The organism is Kitasatospora sp. NPDC048407 (assembly GCF_043200475.1).
Classification (GTDB): Bacteria; Actinomycetota; Actinomycetes; order Streptomycetales; family Streptomycetaceae; genus Kitasatospora.
Window position 1 is genome coordinate 130007 of record NZ_JBICXW010000013.1, and the last position, 15821, is coordinate 145827.

Sequence of the window (15821 nt, forward strand, 5' to 3'; positions counted from 1 at the left end):
CCGGTGGGCCGGATCGTCCGGCGGCCCGGGGCTACCGACCTCGCGACAGGAGCAGCACAGTGGTCGATTCCGCCCCCGCGGACGCCGGCTCGGCGCGCGAGCGCCTTCGGGCCTGGCTGCTGGAAGGCCTGTCGGACATGGCCAAGCAGCACCCCGGCCCGCACGCCCAGGCCACCGACCAGCAGCACGGGCAGCGCTGGTGGCGGGTGATGTGCCTGACCGGCCTGGACTACTTCTCCACCCTCGGCTACCAGCCCGGCATCGCCGCCCTCGCCGCCGGCCTGCTCTCCCCGATCGCCACCATCGTGCTGGTCGCCGTCACGCTGCTCGGCGCGCTGCCCGTCTACCGCCGGGTCGCCCAGGAGAGCCCGCACGGCGAAGGCTCGATCGCGATGCTGGAGCGGCTGCTGTCGTTCTGGAAGGGCAAGCTGTTCGTCCTGGCGCTGCTCGGCTTCGCCGCCACCGACTTCGTGATCACCATCACGCTGTCCGCCGCCGACGCCACCGCGCACCTGGTGGAGAACCCGCACCTGAACAGCGTGCTCAGCGGCCACCAGGTAGTGATCACCCTGCTGCTGATCGCGCTGCTCGGCGGCGTCTTCCTGAAGGGCTTCAGCGAGGCGATCGGTGTGGCGGTCGTCCTGGTCGCGGTCTACCTGGCACTGAACGTGGTGGTGGTCGCCGTCGGCCTGTGGCACGTGATCACCGCGCCGTCGGTGATCACCGACTGGACGCACGCGCTCAGCGTGGAGCACGGCAATCCGCTGGTGATGATCGGCGTCGCGCTGGTGGTCTTCCCCAAGCTCGCGCTCGGTCTGTCCGGCTTCGAGACCGGCGTCGCCGTGATGCCGCACATCGAGGGCGACCCCGAGGACACCGAGGACCGGCCCACCGGGCGCATCCGCGGCGCCCGCAAGCTGCTCACCACCGCCGCCGTGATCATGAGTTGCTTCCTGATCACCACCAGCTTCATCACCACGCTGCTGATCCCCGCCGACGATTTCAAGACCGGCGGCCCCGCCAACGGCCGCGCCCTCGCGTACCTGGCCCACCACTACCTGGGCAACGCGTTCGGTTCGGTCTACGACCTGTCGACCATCGCCATCCTGTGGTTCGCCGGTGCGTCCGCAATGGCCGGACTGCTCAACCTGATGCCGCGCTACCTGCCGCGTTACGGCATGGCCCCGCACTGGGCCCGGGCCGTGCGGCCGATGGTGCTGGTGCTCACCGGCATCGCCTTCGTGATCACCTGGCTGTTCGACGCCAACGTCGACAAGCAGGGCGGCGCGTACGCCACGGGCGTGCTGGTGCTGATCACCTCGGCCGCGATCGCCGTCACCATCGCCGCGCGGGCCGCCCGGCAGCACCGGTGGACGATCGGCTTCGCGATCATCGCCGCGGTGTTCGTCTACACCACCGTCATCAACATCGCCGAACGCCCCGACGGCGTGAAGATCGGCGCCTGCTTCATCGCGGCCATCGTGCTGGTCTCGCTCGCCTCCCGGCTCGCCCGGTCCTTCGAACTACGGGTCACCGACGTCCAGTTGGACGCCGTCGCGGAACGCTTCGTGCGGGACACCGCGCACCGGACGATCCGATTCATCGCCACCAAGCCGGCCACCCGCGACCTCGCCGAGTACCGCGACAAGGTGCACCAGATCCGCGCCGACAACGACATCCCGGTCGAGGACGACCTGGTGTTCGTCGAGGTCACGGTGCTCGACCCGTCCGACTTCGAGGCCGAGTTGAAGGTCCGCGGCGAGGTGCTGCACGACCGCTACCGGGTGCTGACCCTCGAGCACTCCAGCGTGCCGAACGCGCTCGCCGCGATACTGCTGCACGTCCGCGACACCACCGGCCAGCTGCCGCACATCTACTTCGAGTGGACCGAGGGCAGCCCGTTCGCCCAGTTCCTGCGGTTCTTCCTGTTCGGCCAAGGCGAGGTCGCGCCCGTCACCCGCGAGGTGCTGCGCGAGGCCGAGCCCGATCGCAGCCGGCGGCCGCGGGTGCACGTCGGATAGCGCTTTCCAGGACCGGTTCGGAGAGGTGGAAAGCGTTTTCCGGGACCGGTCGGTCAGCGGCTTCGGATAGCGCTTTCCGGGACCGGTTCGGAGTGGTGGAAAGCGTTTTCCGGGACCGGTCGGTCAGCGGCTCAGGACGGGGAGTTCTCCCGGGCCCACGCGCCGACGCCGAGCCGGCCGGTGGTGCCGAGGTCCAGCTCCGGGGTCACCATCACCGGCGCCGCGTCGGGCGTCGCCCGGACCCGCAGGTACGGGGCGTTCACCGGGTCCACCGCGGTGTCGTTGTTGGTGTTGCGCCACACCACCGTGGACCGCGCGCCCTCGCCCGGCCCGAGCGTGATCCGCTGCGGCGGGTTGTCCGCGCCGGTGCCGGCCGCGATCGCCGCACCGCCCTTCAGCACCTGCAAGGCGTCCACCGGCCGGTGCTGCTCGTCCAGTGCCTGCACCTGCGGGTAGCCGTCCACCGTCACCGGTGACGTCCCGCAGTTCACCAGGTGCAGGCCCACCACCCGCAGCCCCATCGCCGCATCGCCCTGGTCCGCGTACAGCCGCACCCCCGACGCCGGGCACGGGCCGCCCTTCGACGGCGCCTCGGCCGTCGGGACGCTGCGCACCAGGGTGATCTTCACGTTCGGGACGATCGGCGGCAGGGACGCGGTGGTGCGCGCCGGGTTCGGGGTGCCGACCTCGACCCGGCCTCGGACGCTCGCGCCCGGCGGGACCGCCGTTGCCGTGCCGGTCGGGCTGGTGTCCAGGCGTTGGCCGACGCCCGTCCACCCGAACAGCACCGAGAAGTCCGCGGCCTCGCTGCCCGCGTTGGTCACCTCGAACTCCGCGCAGGCGTCGTTCACCGCGAGAATCCGCACCCCGTCCCGGGACCACCCGTCCAATGGCCGCTCCAACGGCACCCCGCACGGGCCCGCACTCGTCGACGGCGCGGCCGACCCGCCGCCGGTGGCCGTCACCGACCCGCACCCGACGAGCAGCGCGGCGGCGGTGAGGACGAGGGCGGCGGCGGGTCGCGTGGCGGTGGCAGACATTCGACGAGTTGATCACGTCGCGGGCGGGCCGGTCCGTGACGCCCGTCACGGTCCGGGCAACAGCCTTGCAACGGTTGTCAGTTCACGCCTGATCGCTGCGGTGCGGGCGGCGGGCGAACAGGATGGCCCCCGGCACCTCGGCGTCCGGGTCGGTCAGCAGCTGGGCCTCGACCGTGAACCCGGCTTCGCGCAGCCACGCCGCGACCCGGTCGGGCGAGCGGCGGTGGACGTGGACCCGCATCGGGTGGCCGCCGTAGCCCTCCGTCTTCAGCCGCGACCCGGTGCCGACGTGAAAGCCGATCAGCAGCGGCCCGCCGGGACGCAGCACCCGCCGGAACTGGTCGAGGACCGCCGGGACCACCTCGTCGGGGACGTGGATCAGCGACCAGAAGGCGAGCAGTCCCGGCGACCGACCCGTCGGCGAGCTCGAGGTCCGTCATGGTGCCCACCTCGAATCGCAGGCCCGGGTGATCGCGCCGGGCCACCTCGATCATCCCCGGCGACAGGTCGATGCCGAACGCGTCGAGGCCCAACTCGTGCAGGTGGGCGGTGACATGCCCGGGGCCGCAGCCCACGTCCGCCACCGGCCCGCCGCCGGAGGTGCGCACCAGGTCGGCGAACACGGCCAGGGCGGCGCGGAGGTACGGCGCCCCGGCCAGTGCCTCGCGGATCCAGTCGGCGTAGCTGACCGCGACGGTGTCGTAGGAGTCCCGGGTGTCCGTCAGCCAGCTGTCCGCGTTCATGCCCGACACCGTAGTCCAGTGGTCAACTTCCGGGCCCGGTCGGCGAATCACCGACGGCTCACATCGGCAGCGAGTGCAGCCGGACCGGGCCGGCGGGCCAATCGGCCCCGGGCGTCAGCGGCTTCCACATCGCGCCGAGCGGGACGGGCGCCGGGCCGGCGGGCTGGTCGGCCGTCACCGGCTCGGGCAGGGGGAGAAAGCCGAGGCGGGTGTAGAGCGGGGCGCGGCTCGGGAGGCAGAACAGCAGCGCCCGGTCCAGGCCGTCGGCGCGGGCGGCGTCCAGCACGCCGGTGACGGCGAGGCGGGCCAGGCCGTGGCCGCGCAGGCTGCTTTCGACGATGACGCCGCCGACGCCCGCGACGTCGAAGCGCTGCCCGCCGACCTCCACCGTCCCCACCGCCAGCCCGGCGTGCGCGACCACCCGGCCCTCGTGCCACACGCCGAAGTGCCGGTCCTTGGGCCGCCACGTCACGTCGTACGAGCTGGTCTCGAACGGGTCGGCCGCGCCGCCGCCCAGTGCCAGCACCTCCGGCCAGCCCCAGTCGGCGAGCTCGGCCGCTGCCGTGAACTCCGGTGTGTCACCCATGACTTGCTCCACTCGTTCCGGTTCTCGGGACTACGAACAGTCGCATCCGCCGCAGCCGTCGCACCCGCAGCCGTCGCACGCACTGCAACAGCCGTCGTCGCCGCAGCACTGGCAGCAGCTCCCGTCGCACCCGCTGCAGCAGTCACAACAGTCGCAGGCGGAGTCGCAGTTGCGCTGGCAGAAGCCCTTCTGGCGCTCCCGGGAGAACGGGTTGTCGTGCTCGCAGCACAGCAACTGGCACGTGCAGGCCATCGTCAGCCAGACCGCGCACCCCACGATGGTGTCCCGGCGCGGCTTCGGCGGGCCCGGCGGCTGGTGGGGACCGGCGGGCGCGTCGGGGTCCGTGCCCGGCGGCGCGGTGCTCGCGCAGACATGCCCGGCGCGGCCGAACACCCGGTCCACCGCCTCGCCGGTCTCGTGCGCCAGCAGCCGGTGCACCAGCGCCCGATCGGTGAACTCCACCTCGGCCAGGGCGAGTTTGATGCCGTGCACGGCGTCCCGGCACAGGCGTCGTGCCTCCTCCTGCGAGGTGCCCGACACGGCCAGCGGATTCCACAGCCCCTGCGCCTCGTCCTGCTGCCGGTCCTCGGCCGCGTCCAGCAGGTGCGCCAGCCGCCCGAACAGCCGGCCCGCCTCGGCGAGCGCCGCCGCGTTGCCCGGACGGCCCGCCAGCACCGCCGTGTGCGCGAACGCCGCCGCCGTCGCCTCCTCGGTCGGCGCCGTCGCCAGCAGCAGCGGACCGCCCGCCGTCACCAGCCGCTCCGCCTCCTCCTGCCGGCCCGCCGCAGCCAGCAGCACCCCCGTGTCGAAGCCGACCGCCGCCGCACTGCCCGTGCTCTGCCGCTCCCAGCGCCGGGTTATTCGGCGCGCCCCCGCCGCGACCGGCCGGCGCGCGAACACCCCGTCGCCGTCCAGCACATGGTCCCGGACCTTCACCGACGCCAGCGCCAACGAGACCGCCGCCGCCAGCCGCGCCCCCTCGCCGCGCGCCACCGGCGCCGTCCGCATCCCGCGCAACGGGCACGGCCCCGCCGTCCGGCGATCGGCGGCGCGCGGCGACTGCGCCTCCACCAGCACGGAGATCACCAGGCCGTCGTAGTTGGTCGCCGTCCGCGCCAACTGCCCGTGATCGTCCCGCAGAGCCAGACACAACCCGCACAGGTGTGCCATCCAGGACGCGTGCAGCCGCTCCGACAAGCGGTGCCGACACGGTCTGATGATTCCGAACAATTCCCCGCCCCCGTTACCTTGCCCAACCTGCCCTGACCAGCCGCCATCCTAGTGACGCTGCCTCACCTTGGAAGGTTCCGGGGCGCTCCGGGCTGCTACGGCGTCAGGCTGTGGCCGCCAGGCGCAGGATCTCCGCCGCGACGGCCTCCGGGTGCGGGGCGACCGTCACCGCGGCGACGCCGTCGAGGGCGGGGTGGGTGCCGACGCGGACGGCGTGGTGGGCGTCGCGGAGCAGGGAGAAGTCGTTGATGTCGTTGCCGAAGGCGTTGTAGTGGTCGATGCCCAGCGAGACCAGGGCCTCCCGCTTGTCGGTGGTGCCGGGCGCGAAGTCGATGATCCCCTCGTCGAAGTGGTGGTTGACGGAGAATCCGAGCGCGCGGCAGGACGCGGCGAGGGCGGGCAGGTCGGTCGCGGAGACCACCAGAAGCTTCACCACGGCCGGGAGTTCGGCGAGTTCGACGCGGCGGGCCACCCGGTTCTGGTCGACGCGCTCGAGGATGGGGTGATCGGCCGGGCCGGTGTAGGCGTAGTCCCACGGGCCGTCGGCCAGATAGCCGGCCTTGAACCGCTCGGCCTCGGCCAGCAGGGTGGCGAGCTTCGCGGCCGAGAACGCGGCGCGCATCCGGACCCGCCCGCCGACCGACACCAGGCTGCCGTTGCCGCCGATCAGCGTCGAGCAGGGGAACGCGCCCTCCAGGACGGGCAGCAGATCACGGATCGGCCGGGCGGAGGCGAACACCAGCTCGTGGCCGGCCCGCTCGCAGGCGTCGAGGGCGGAGAGGATCCGGGCGTCGATCGTCCTCCCGTCGAAGCAGAGCGTGCCGTCGATGTCGAAGACCGTGGTGCGGGCGGGAGGGATGATCATGGTCGGAGCCTAACGAGCCTCCTACCTCCGGCCGAGCTCACCCCCGCTCAAACAGGTGGCCCGCCGTCCGGTTCACTGCCTGGCCCGCCGTCCGGCCCGCCGGTGAACAGGGGGCCGGTGGGGGAGGCGAGCTGCCACGGGTGGACGGGGCCGCCGGGGGTCGGGTCGGGGGCGACGGCCAGGAGGTGGCCGGTGTCGAAGGCGAGGTGCAGGCCCCCGGCGGGGGTGACGGTGGCGCGGGTGACCGTGGCGTGCGCCAGCGGGCCGAGGGCGCCGGACGGGATGACGCCGAGCGTGGGGTAGAAGTGGTCGACCTTCGCGCCGCGCAGCAGCCGGAAGTCGTTGCGCACCGTCAGCCGCAGCCCGCCGTCGAGGTGGAAGACCAACCGGTCGCCGCCGCCCAACGACCGCACCACGCAACCGTCCAGGCCCAGCACCTGCTCCGCCGACCGTTCCATCGTCGCCACCTCCTTGCTCGTACCTTCCCGCCGCGCGGGCCCGGCTACCCGTGCGACCGGTCCCGCTACCCGTGCGACCCGTCCGGTTCGGCGGCGACCGCCGGCGACCCCGAGTGCGGTACGCCGTTCAGCAGTTCGGCCGGGCCCGCGCCGGCCGGGAGGGCGCGGACGGCCAGGCACGCGGCCAGCCGGTGCGCGATGGGCGGGATCAGCAGGCGTTGCGCCTCCTCGGGGGTGAACAGGCCCCATTCGGCGATCTCCTCCTCCTGGAGGCGGATCGTCGACAGTTGCTCGGCCGTCACCGTCCCGCCGTCGAACACCAGGACGGTGCGCGGGAGTTCGTCGCCGACCGAGGGCACCCAGTCGATCGCCAGCAGCCGGCCCGGTTCGTGCTGCCAGCCGAGTTCCTCCAGGGTTTCCCGCCGGGCGGCGTCGCGGGGCAGTTCGCGGTCCGCCTCGATCGAGCCGCCGGGCAGCACCCACGCCGTCTGGCCGTTCCACGGGACCAACCGCACCAGCAGCACCCGGCCCTGCTCGTCCGTGAACAGCGTCCGCGCCTTCGCCCGGATCCGGGGACGGCTCGCGATGTACGTGTCCCGGTCCATCGGTGGCGGCGGCGCGGGCCGGTCGCTGCCGGGCGGCAGCAGCGCCGCGATCCCGGCCGGGCCGGTGTACGCCGGGGCGGGCCACGGGCGCAGGTGCAGGGCGGTGTGGCCGACCGGCCGGCCGTCCGCGAGCTCCAGCGGCGCCGCCGAACGCGGCGCCAGCGCGCAGGACCCGACCCGCCGGGACAGCAGCGGCGGCAGCGCCGACATCAACTGCTCCGGCGTCAGGTACACCAGCGCGTCCAACTCCTCGGCCTCCAGCCGGATTCGGGCCAGCTGGGCCTCGGTGAGCGGGTCCGCCCAGTACAGGAACGCCGCGATGGGCGGCCGGTGGTGGTCCCGCGACCAGTCCAGGCAGGCGAGTTCGCGCAGCACCGGGGTGATGCCCAACTCCTCCTGGATCTCCCGGACGGCGGTGTGCCGGGGCGACGGGTCGGACGCGTCCCAGCCGCCGCCCGGCACTTCGATCGGGTGCTTCGCCCGGTACGACACCCGGGCCACCATCACCCGGCCCTGCTCGTCCGGGAACAGCACCCCCGCCGCCGCCAGCAGTTCACGTCCCGCCATCGCCAACCCCCTCGCCCGGTCCGCATTCGCTGCCTTCAGCATGCCGCAGTGCGGGCCGGCGAACCGTGATGGCGACGAGCCCGTGACAACCCGCCGGGTCGGTCACAGGCTCGCCACAGGGGCCGAAGGTGCGGGCCCAGTGTGCTCGGCGGTGTGCTCGGCGGTGTGCTTTTCGGCGCTCACGCCGCACGTGCCGGCGCGCGCCGTTCGTGCCCGGTGCTCACGCCGCTGGTGCTCCGCGCTCACACTGCCCGGGTCACGCGTTCGCGCCGGTCTCCTGAAGTTGCGCGTACGGTGCGAGCTTCCGGATCGACTCGATGCTCTTCAGGCACTGTTCGCGGGACTCCTCCGGTTCTCCGGTCACCACGATCGATCCGTTGCTCGCCTTCAGGCGGAAGCGGTGGAGGCCCTGATCGTCTACGTACAGTTCGAACTTCCCAGCCATGCCAGTGATTACCTCTCGCTCGGGTAGCCCCCCGGTCAACCCCCTGCAACGGCACCGTACGGACTGCCCGGGAGCGTCGCGCGCCGGGTCGGCCATCCGGTGCAGCGGTGTGCGGGCCGGGCTCTTGCGTCAGGCCGGGGGTTCGCGGACCACTTCGGCGGCCGGGCGGTCGGTGCGTACGCCCTGGTAACGGGGCGCGCGGAGCCGGCCGTCGCGGGTCCACTCGGTGAAGCCGACCTGCACCACCAGTTCGGGCCGCACCCAGTGCGAGGTGCGCAGCGGTACGTCCTCGGCCGGGTCGAACGGGCTGACGGGGGCGGCGAGTTGGCGTAGGACGCGGTGCAGGGCGCGGAGCGTGCGGGTGTCGAATCCGGTGCCGACCTTGCCCGCGTAGCGCAGCAGGCCGGGCTGGTGGCCGGGTTCGTGGTAGCCGAGCAGCAGTGCGCCGAACGCCTCGCGGCTGCCTGCCGGTTCGGTCCAGCCGCCGACCACGAACTCCTGCCCGCGCTCGCACTTGAGCTTCAGCCAGTCGCCGGACCGGGCGGCCAGGTACCGCCCCGCCGCGCGCTTGGCGATCAGGCCCTCCCAGCCGTGCGCGCACGCCTCGGCGAGCGGGACGGGGACGCCCGGTTCGGCGGCGGTGTACTCGGACAGTCGCAGCGGCTTCCTGAACTCGACCGCCTCGGTGAGGAGTTGCTTGCGGTCCAGCAGCGGCAGCCCCGTGGTGTCGTGCCCCTGCAGGGCCAGCAGGTCGAACAGCACGTACTCGACCGCGACGCCGCTGGCCAGCGCGCGTACGGGATCGTGCAGCCCCATCCGCTGCTGGAGCCGGGCGAAACTGGTCCGCCCGCCCTCGAAGGCGACGATCTCGCCGTCCACCGCGAACCTCGGCACCGGCTGCGCGGCGAGCGCCGCCACCAGCTCCGGGTAAGCGCTTTCCAGCTGCTGTCCGGTCCGCGACCGCAGGGACACCCGCGCGCCGTCCCGCACCGCCAGCGCCCGGATCCCGTCCCACTTCCGTTCCAGCAGCCACCCCTCGTCGAACACCCGCCGGGTGCTCGACACCGCCAGCATCACTCCGCCACCACCGCTCACCCCGCCAGCCGTTCCCGCCACCCACGCCCCGCGAACCGGCCCTCACCCGCCCGGCGGCCCGCCCCGCGCGCGCTACGCTGACGCCCCGACCGGGACCGAAGGAGTGGCCGCCCGTCATGCCCCGCTGGATCCTCACCGGCGCGCCCGGCGCCGGAAAGACCACCGTGCTGCGCGAACTCGCCGCCCGCGGCCACGACGTGGTGCCCGAGGCCGCGACCGACGTCATCACCCGGGAACAGGCCGCGGGCGACCCGGAACCGTGGACCGCGGACGGCTTCGTCTCCCTGGTGCTCGCCCTGCAACAGGCCCGGCAGGACCCGGCCCCGCCGCCCGGCCGCCACCGGCTGTTCGACCGCTCACCGGTGTGCACCCACGCCTTGGCCGTCTACCTCGGCCGGCCCGTCCCGCCCGCGCTCGCCGCCGAGCTGGAACGGATCGTCGACACCCGGACCTATCGGCGCGAGGTGTTCCTGATCCGCCCGATCGGATTCGTCACCCGCACCGCCGCCCGCCGGATCGACTACCGCGCCTCACTGGACTTCGAGCGCGTCCACCGCGAGAGCTACCGGCACTTCGGCTTCCACCTGATCGATGTTCCGCCCGCGCCGGTCCCCGATCGGGCCGACCTGATTGCCGCCGCCTTGGCGCGCCGGTGACGCATGGACCGCTCCATCGGACCGTGCGCCCGCCGTTCGTGCGTCAAGCCTTCAACGTTCGTTCCAGGAGCGGCCGTTGATCGGCGAGCCAGAATTGCAGCCGGTCCCAGCGGGCCCAGCCGCCGTGGGCGTCGAAGTAGGCGGTGAACGCGGCGTCCCCGGCGGTGACCCGGTGGGTGACGAAGGTTCGGCAGACGGCGGTGGTCTGTTCAAGGACGGACGGCAGTGCCAGGCGGTCGGCCGGGGAGAGGCCGTATGCGTCGGCGAACAGGCGCAGGCGGTGCGGGACTTGGAGGTGGGCTCGGGCGGTCTCGGTAGCCGTGGTCGGGTCGAGTACCGGTACCCAGTAGCGGGCCGTCATCGCCACGTCCCAGATCGGGCGGCCGGGGGCGGCGAAGTCGAAGTCGATCAGTGCGGCCGCCCTGCCGGTGCGGAACACCACGTTCTCCACGCACACGTCGTTGTGGCACAGGAGCGGGCCGCCCTCCGGATCGGCGAACTCGCCGGGCCAGGCCGCCACCGGGTCGAACGGCGTGCGGGCGGAGGCGTCGTGCCAGCGCCGCAGCAGGCGGGCCACCGACGTCAGCGCGTCCTCGCTCAGCGCCCATGCCGGGTACGGCGGCACCGCGACGTCGCCCGGCAGGAACTCCAACTGTTCGCGCCCGCCTGCCGGTTCACCCGCCGGCAGTGGCGCGTCCATGAACCCGCCCGCTCGCAGTGCCCGCAGAAACCCGTGCAGGGCAGGCGCGTTGGGCCCGGCCGGGCGGTCCACCACCGCTCCGCGTCGTACCACCGCGCCGGCGTTGGCCAGCCCGCCCGTCAACTGCTGCTCATCCATTCGTTGATCGTCCCACCGGGCCCGGGGAAGAGGGCGGTCCGAGCGTTCAGAAGAGTCGCCAGTGGCCCTCGGAGACGATCTCGACGACTCCGTCGGCGACCTTGACGGCGGTCTCGTCGTCGATGGCGTAGGCCGGGTTCGGCAGGGCGGCCGCCCAGCGTTCGGCGTCGGCCATGGTGTTCTCCGGCAGGGCCGGGTGGTCCAGGTGCGGGAAGAGGGAGAAGTCGACGAGGCCCAGGGTCTCGTCGGTGCCCGTGGGCGACGTCCACTCGACGAACTCCGCCCCGATGCGGGGCGTCATCACCATGCTGCCGGCGCTCAGCCCGACCCAGACCTTCTCGTGCAGGGAGGGGAGCAGCTCCGCCAGGCCGGACTGGCGCATCCAGTGGCACAGGTACAGCGCGTCACCGCCGTTGGCGAGCAGGACGTCGGCCTGCTGGACCCAGGGCAGCCAGCGCTCGGCGCCGATGCTGGGCAGGGCGGTGAGTTCCAGGACGCCCATGGATTTCCAGCCGAGTTCGCACATCGGGGTGGTGGACCGCCCGGTGATGAAGCGCCACGCTCCGGCCGGGCTCCCCATGGGGTGTCCGTAGCCGGCGGTGGGGATGCACAGGGCGTCGGACTCCTCGACGGGCTTGCCCAGGAGTTCGACGAGGGCCTGCCGGATGCTCGGGTTCTTCACTCCGGCGGAGGTGAGGAGCAGTTTCACGATGCCTCCCGCGCAGGGCGATCCGTCCCTGCGGATAGGGTCCTGGAGCCCGCCCTGGCGGGGCGGGGCGTGGGTTGTCGGCAGTGTGGCACGCAGGTGGGTCAGACCAGGCGGGCCGTGACGGTCTTGGGTCGTTGGTATTCGCGCAGGGCGAGGGTGGAGAGGTCGGTGCCTGCGCCGGAGCCGCGGCGGCCGCTGTGGGGGAGTTCGGCGGACTGGGCGAGGTGGCAGTTGAGCCAGACTTCGCCGGCGGAGAGGCGGTCGGTGAGGGCGAGGCCGGTGGTGAGGTCGGTGGTCCAGACGGAGGCGGCGAGGGCCTGCGGGACGGATTCGGCGAGGGCGACGGCCTCGTCGAGGCCGGCGGCGCGCTGGACGGTGAGGAGGGGGCCGAAGACCTCCTCGACCACGGCGGGGTCGTCGGCGGGCAGCTCGGCGAGGACGGTCGCGGGACGCCACAGGCCGTCGGTGCGGCCGGGCGCGGTGTGGGCGGTCCGGGCGGCCGATTTGGCCACGATCCGGTCGTAACGGGCCGCCTGGTCGGGGTTGTTGAGCGGACCGAAGTCGCGTCCGGCGTGGCGTTCGGCCATGGCGGCGGCGAGCGCGGTGACGGCGTGCTCGTACGTCTCGTCGAGGACGATGACCCGGGCGGGCGCTGCGCAGCTCTGACCGGCGTTGTAGGTGCTGGCGGCGGCGAGCTGCTGCCAGGTGTCGGCGGGGGCATCGGGCAGCACCAACACCGGGCTGTTGCCGCCGAGTTCGAGGCTGACGGGGGTGAGGCCGGCGTGGGCGGTGATGTCGGCGCCCGCGGTGGGGCTGCCGGTGAACGCGATCAGGTCGCAGCCGGCCGGGACCAGCAGCCGGCCGGTCTCCCGGTCGCCCGGCAGGGCGGTCAACACGCCTGTCCCGAGGGCCTGTTCGGCGTGCTCGGCGAGCAGCAGCGCACTGTCGGGGGTGGTCTCGGCGGGCTTGAGGACCACCGTGTTGCCGGCGGCCAGGGCGGGGGCGCAGCGCCAACCGGCCATCAGCAGCGGGTAGTTCCACGGCACGATGGCCGCGACCACGCCGACCGGCTCCCAGCGGACCCAACTCTGGTGCCCGGCCAGGTAGTCGCCGGCGGCGGGGGAGGTGCCGGCCCGGACGGCGCCGCCGTAGAACCGGAACAGGTCGGCGACCTCGGCGATCTCATTTGCCGCCTCGGTGACGGGCTTGCCGGTGCCTGCGCACTCGGCGGCCAGGTAGTCGTCCGCGTGCTGCTCGATCAGGTCGGCGAGGGCGGTGAGCCGGCGGTGCCGCTCGCGCGGGGTGAGCGCGGACCAGGCGGGCCGGGCGGCCCTGGCGGTGGCGACGGCGGCGGCCACCTCGGGCTCGCGGGAGGCCTCGAGGGTGCGGCGGTGGGCGCCGGTGCGGGGGTCGGTCAGCTTCATCGGGCGGTCTCCATCAGGGGGCGCAAGTTGTGGGCGCGCAGCCAGGGTTCGAGGGTGGGCGGCGGTGCGTCAGTGGTCATAAGTTGTGGGCGCGCAGCCAGGGTTCGAGGGTGGGCGGCGGTGCGTCAGTGGTCACAAGTCGTAGGCGCGCAGCCAGAGTTCGAGGGTGAGCAGTAGCCACAGCTTGCCGCCCTGGCGGGGCAGCAGCAGGCCGCCGCCGCGCATCCAGGTCTGCACGGTGTCGGCTCGGAACAGGCCGCGGGCTCGGGCGGTGGGGCCGAGCAGCAGGTCGGCGGTGTGTTCGGCGAGCGGGCCGCGCAGCCACTGCTGTACGGGCACCCGCATGCCGCTCTTGGGGCGGTAGGTGACGGTGTCGGGCAGCAGGTCGCGGACGGCCTCCTTGAGGATCCACTTCTCCTCGGTGGCCCGGAGTTTGAGCGTCGGAGGGGTGGCGAACGCGTGCTCCACCACCTGCCGGTCGAACAGCGGCGAGCGGCCCTGGATGCCCTGCGAGGAGGTGAGCCGTTCCACCTTGGTGAGGATGTGGTGGGCGCCCTTGGTGCGCAGGTTGCAGTGCAGCAACTGGTCGAGCAGGGACGGCATTCGGCGGTCCGTGAGGTACGGCGCGACGTGCCGGCGCGGGTGTGCGGCGGGGCCGAGCGCGTCGAGTTCGGCCAGGGCCTCGCCAGTGAGCAGGACCGGCAGGTCCTCCCAGCACTTGCGGTAGGTGTGCAAGTAGGCGTCGGCGCGGGCTCGTTCGGACGGGTCGTCGCGGAGCAGCTCGAACACCAGCATCGGCAGGTTCTTCGGCCCGCCGAACACCGGGTCGCCGCCCTCGCCGTTCAGCGACACGCTCAGCCCGTCGCCGGCGACGGCCTCGGCGAGCATCAGGTTGGGCACGGTGAGCGGGTCGCCGACGGGGCTGTCCAGCAGCGCGACGGTGTCGGCGAGGCGGGCCGCGACCTGCTCTCCGGGCACGGTCAGGACGCGGTGGCGGGTGCCGCAGTGCGTAGCGACCAGGCCCGAGTAGCCGAGCTCGTTGGGCAGTTCGTTGCCGAAGCTGATCGAGTAGGTGTGCACCGGCCGGTCGTGCAGCCGGGCGGCCAGTGCCGTCACCAGCGAACTGTCCACCCCGCCGGACAGCAGGACGGCCACGTCCTCCCCGTCCGGCAGCCGTCGGGCCACCGCCCGCTCCAGCAACTCCCGGAGAACCGAGCCGTGGTGACTGATCGTCAGATCAACATCGGGTGAACCGGCCTGCGGCTCCCAGTACTCCTCGACCCGCACCTCGCCGTCCGCGCCCAGGCGGGTCACCTTGCCGGGCAGCAGTTCGGACACCCCGCGCAGCAGCGTCTCGGTGCCGGGCAGGTAGGCGAAGGTGAGGAAGGAGCGGACGGCGGCGAGGTCCAACCCGGTGTCCACGTCCGGGCGTTGGCGCAGGTGGAGGAGCGAGCTGGAGACCGCCCAGCCGCCGTCCCGGGTGCGGCAGTGGAATGCTGTGCGGGCGCCCATCTGGTCGCGGATCAGTACCAGATCGGGGCCGTCCAGCACCGCGAGGGTGAACAGGCCGTCCGCCGGCCGCAGCCCGTCCGGGCCGAGTGCCAGCCAGCAGCGCAGCAGCAACTCACCGTCCGGGCAGGCCGGTTCGGCGGGGTGCCCGGCGGCGGCCAGCGTGGCGTGCAGCTCGTCCCGGTTGTGCAGGGTGACTTCGCCGACGGCGGTGCGGCCGTCCACGGTGAACGGGCCTTCCGCGAAGCCGGGCATTCCGGTCAGCAGGGCGGCGGAGACGCAGCGGCCCTGGGTCTCGAACGGGCCTGCCACCAGGCCGGGTTCGGGGCGCCGGGGGCCGCTGGCGGGCAGGGACAGCACGGAGTAGCGGGCCGGGCGGTGCGGGGCCCGCGGCCCGGCGGGTGCGGGCGTGGCCAGGCGGTGCGACTCAGCCAAAGTCATCAGCGTCCCAGGCGCCGCCGTCCGCCGGGTCGCTGCCGTCGTCGCCGTCCCCGGCGGTGCCGAAGCCGCCGTGGTCGTCGAACCCGTCGTCGAACCCGCCGCCGTCATCGCCGCCTTCACCACCGGCGCCGTCACCACCGCCGCCGTCACCGCCCGAGGAGCGGGCGCGTTCGGCCTGGCGGCGCAACTCCTCCTCCTCGTCCATCGACAGCAGTTCCGGCGCGTAGTGCGCGGCCGCGATGCCGGCGCCCAGGCCGAGTGCGCCCAGCACCACGCCGAGGCGGCCGGGGAACGAGCTGCGGTTGACCAGCACGTAGCGGCCCTGGCCCCACACGGTGCGGCCGTAGCCGATGTCGCGCCCGTAGCTCTTCCGGCCGTCGGTGTGCGAGCGCTTGACCAGGTCGCGGCCGAGCCGCTCGTCGGTGCCGGAGTCGCCCCGGTCGTCGCGCCAGTGGATCCGGCCGTCGGGGTGGCGGGTGCGCCATTCGTTGCGGCCGTCGGAGTACCGGCGGTGCACCGTGCCGTCGGCCAACAGCTCGTCGCTGTAGGTGATTTCGGGTGGCTGGGTCATTGTCCGGAGTCCTCGGGG

Annotated in this window: 15 protein-coding genes and 1 pseudogene; 2 read left to right on the top strand and 14 right to left on the bottom strand. The window is 73.4% G+C overall.

Annotated features, from left to right (window positions below; all coding sequences use genetic code 11):
* Positions 1-59 precede the first annotated feature (59 nt).
* Entirely contained in the window at positions 60-2021 is a 1962-nt protein-coding gene (locus tag ACGFWJ_RS23515; protein WP_392952760.1) for an amino acid transporter, read from the top strand.
* 131 nt (positions 2022-2152) lie between these two features.
* On the opposite strand, the gene ACGFWJ_RS23520 is transcribed toward ACGFWJ_RS23515, so the two are convergent.
* The 9 genes and pseudogenes from ACGFWJ_RS23520 to ligD form a co-directional block, all read right to left on the bottom strand.
* Positions 2153-3061 (bottom strand): DUF4232 domain-containing protein, encoded by a 909-nt coding sequence (locus ACGFWJ_RS23520; protein ID WP_392952763.1) that lies wholly within the window; start codon positions 3059-3061, stop codon positions 2153-2155.
* An 82-nt stretch (positions 3062-3143) separates the two neighbouring features.
* A pseudogene (locus ACGFWJ_RS23525) lies at positions 3144-3804 on the bottom strand (class I SAM-dependent DNA methyltransferase).
* Between the two features lie 58 nt (positions 3805-3862).
* The gene (locus ACGFWJ_RS23530) at positions 3863-4390 is read right to left on the bottom strand and encodes a GNAT family N-acetyltransferase (RefSeq protein WP_392952766.1); all 528 of its coding nucleotides are present in this window, start codon (positions 4388-4390) and stop codon (positions 3863-3865) included.
* A gap of 30 nt (positions 4391-4420) precedes the next feature.
* Positions 4421-5620, bottom strand: a complete 1200-nt coding sequence (locus ACGFWJ_RS23535; RefSeq protein WP_392952769.1) for a DUF5685 family protein — start codon at positions 5618-5620, stop codon at positions 4421-4423.
* Between the two features lie 103 nt (positions 5621-5723).
* Positions 5724-6485 (bottom strand): HAD hydrolase family protein, encoded by a 762-nt coding sequence (locus ACGFWJ_RS23540; protein ID WP_392952772.1) that lies wholly within the window; start codon positions 6483-6485, stop codon positions 5724-5726.
* Between the two features lie 47 nt (positions 6486-6532).
* The gene (locus ACGFWJ_RS23545) at positions 6533-6943 is read right to left on the bottom strand and encodes a DUF6188 family protein (protein WP_392952775.1); all 411 of its coding nucleotides are present in this window, start codon (positions 6941-6943) and stop codon (positions 6533-6535) included.
* Positions 6944-7008: 65 nt separating this feature from the next.
* Positions 7009-8115 (bottom strand): NUDIX domain-containing protein, encoded by a 1107-nt coding sequence (locus ACGFWJ_RS23550; protein WP_392952777.1) that lies wholly within the window; start codon positions 8113-8115, stop codon positions 7009-7011.
* Between the two features lie 256 nt (positions 8116-8371).
* Positions 8372-8560, bottom strand: a complete 189-nt coding sequence (locus tag ACGFWJ_RS23555; protein ID WP_387642368.1) for a YegP family protein — start codon at positions 8558-8560, stop codon at positions 8372-8374.
* A gap of 129 nt (positions 8561-8689) precedes the next feature.
* Entirely contained in the window at positions 8690-9634 is a 945-nt protein-coding gene (gene ligD / locus ACGFWJ_RS23560; protein WP_392952947.1) for a non-homologous end-joining DNA ligase, read from the bottom strand.
* 137 nt (positions 9635-9771) lie between these two features.
* Between ligD and ACGFWJ_RS23565 the strand changes: the two genes are divergently transcribed.
* On the top strand, positions 9772-10311 hold the full coding sequence (locus tag ACGFWJ_RS23565) for an AAA family ATPase (protein WP_387642363.1): 540 nt from the start codon (positions 9772-9774) through the stop codon (positions 10309-10311).
* Between the two features lie 43 nt (positions 10312-10354).
* On the opposite strand, the gene ACGFWJ_RS23570 is transcribed toward ACGFWJ_RS23565, so the two are convergent.
* The 5 genes from ACGFWJ_RS23570 to ACGFWJ_RS23590 form a co-directional block, all read right to left on the bottom strand.
* A complete protein-coding gene (locus ACGFWJ_RS23570) occupies positions 10355-11149 on the bottom strand; it encodes a phosphotransferase (protein ID WP_392952780.1) in 795 nt (264 codons plus the stop codon).
* A gap of 46 nt (positions 11150-11195) precedes the next feature.
* A complete protein-coding gene (locus ACGFWJ_RS23575) occupies positions 11196-11858 on the bottom strand; it encodes a Type 1 glutamine amidotransferase-like domain-containing protein (RefSeq protein WP_392952782.1) in 663 nt (220 codons plus the stop codon).
* 101 nt (positions 11859-11959) lie between these two features.
* Complete coding sequence (locus tag ACGFWJ_RS23580) at positions 11960-13282, bottom strand: aldehyde dehydrogenase family protein (RefSeq protein WP_392952785.1); 1323 nt, start codon at positions 13280-13282, stop codon at positions 11960-11962.
* Between the two features lie 132 nt (positions 13283-13414).
* Entirely contained in the window at positions 13415-15226 is a 1812-nt protein-coding gene (locus tag ACGFWJ_RS23585) for an asparagine synthetase B family protein (RefSeq protein ID WP_392952787.1), read from the bottom strand.
* On the bottom strand, positions 15219-15803 hold the full coding sequence (locus ACGFWJ_RS23590) for a hypothetical protein (RefSeq protein WP_392952790.1): 585 nt from the start codon (positions 15801-15803) through the stop codon (positions 15219-15221). Before ACGFWJ_RS23590 ends, ACGFWJ_RS23585 begins: the two co-directional genes overlap by 8 nt.
* Positions 15804-15821 lie beyond the last annotated feature (18 nt).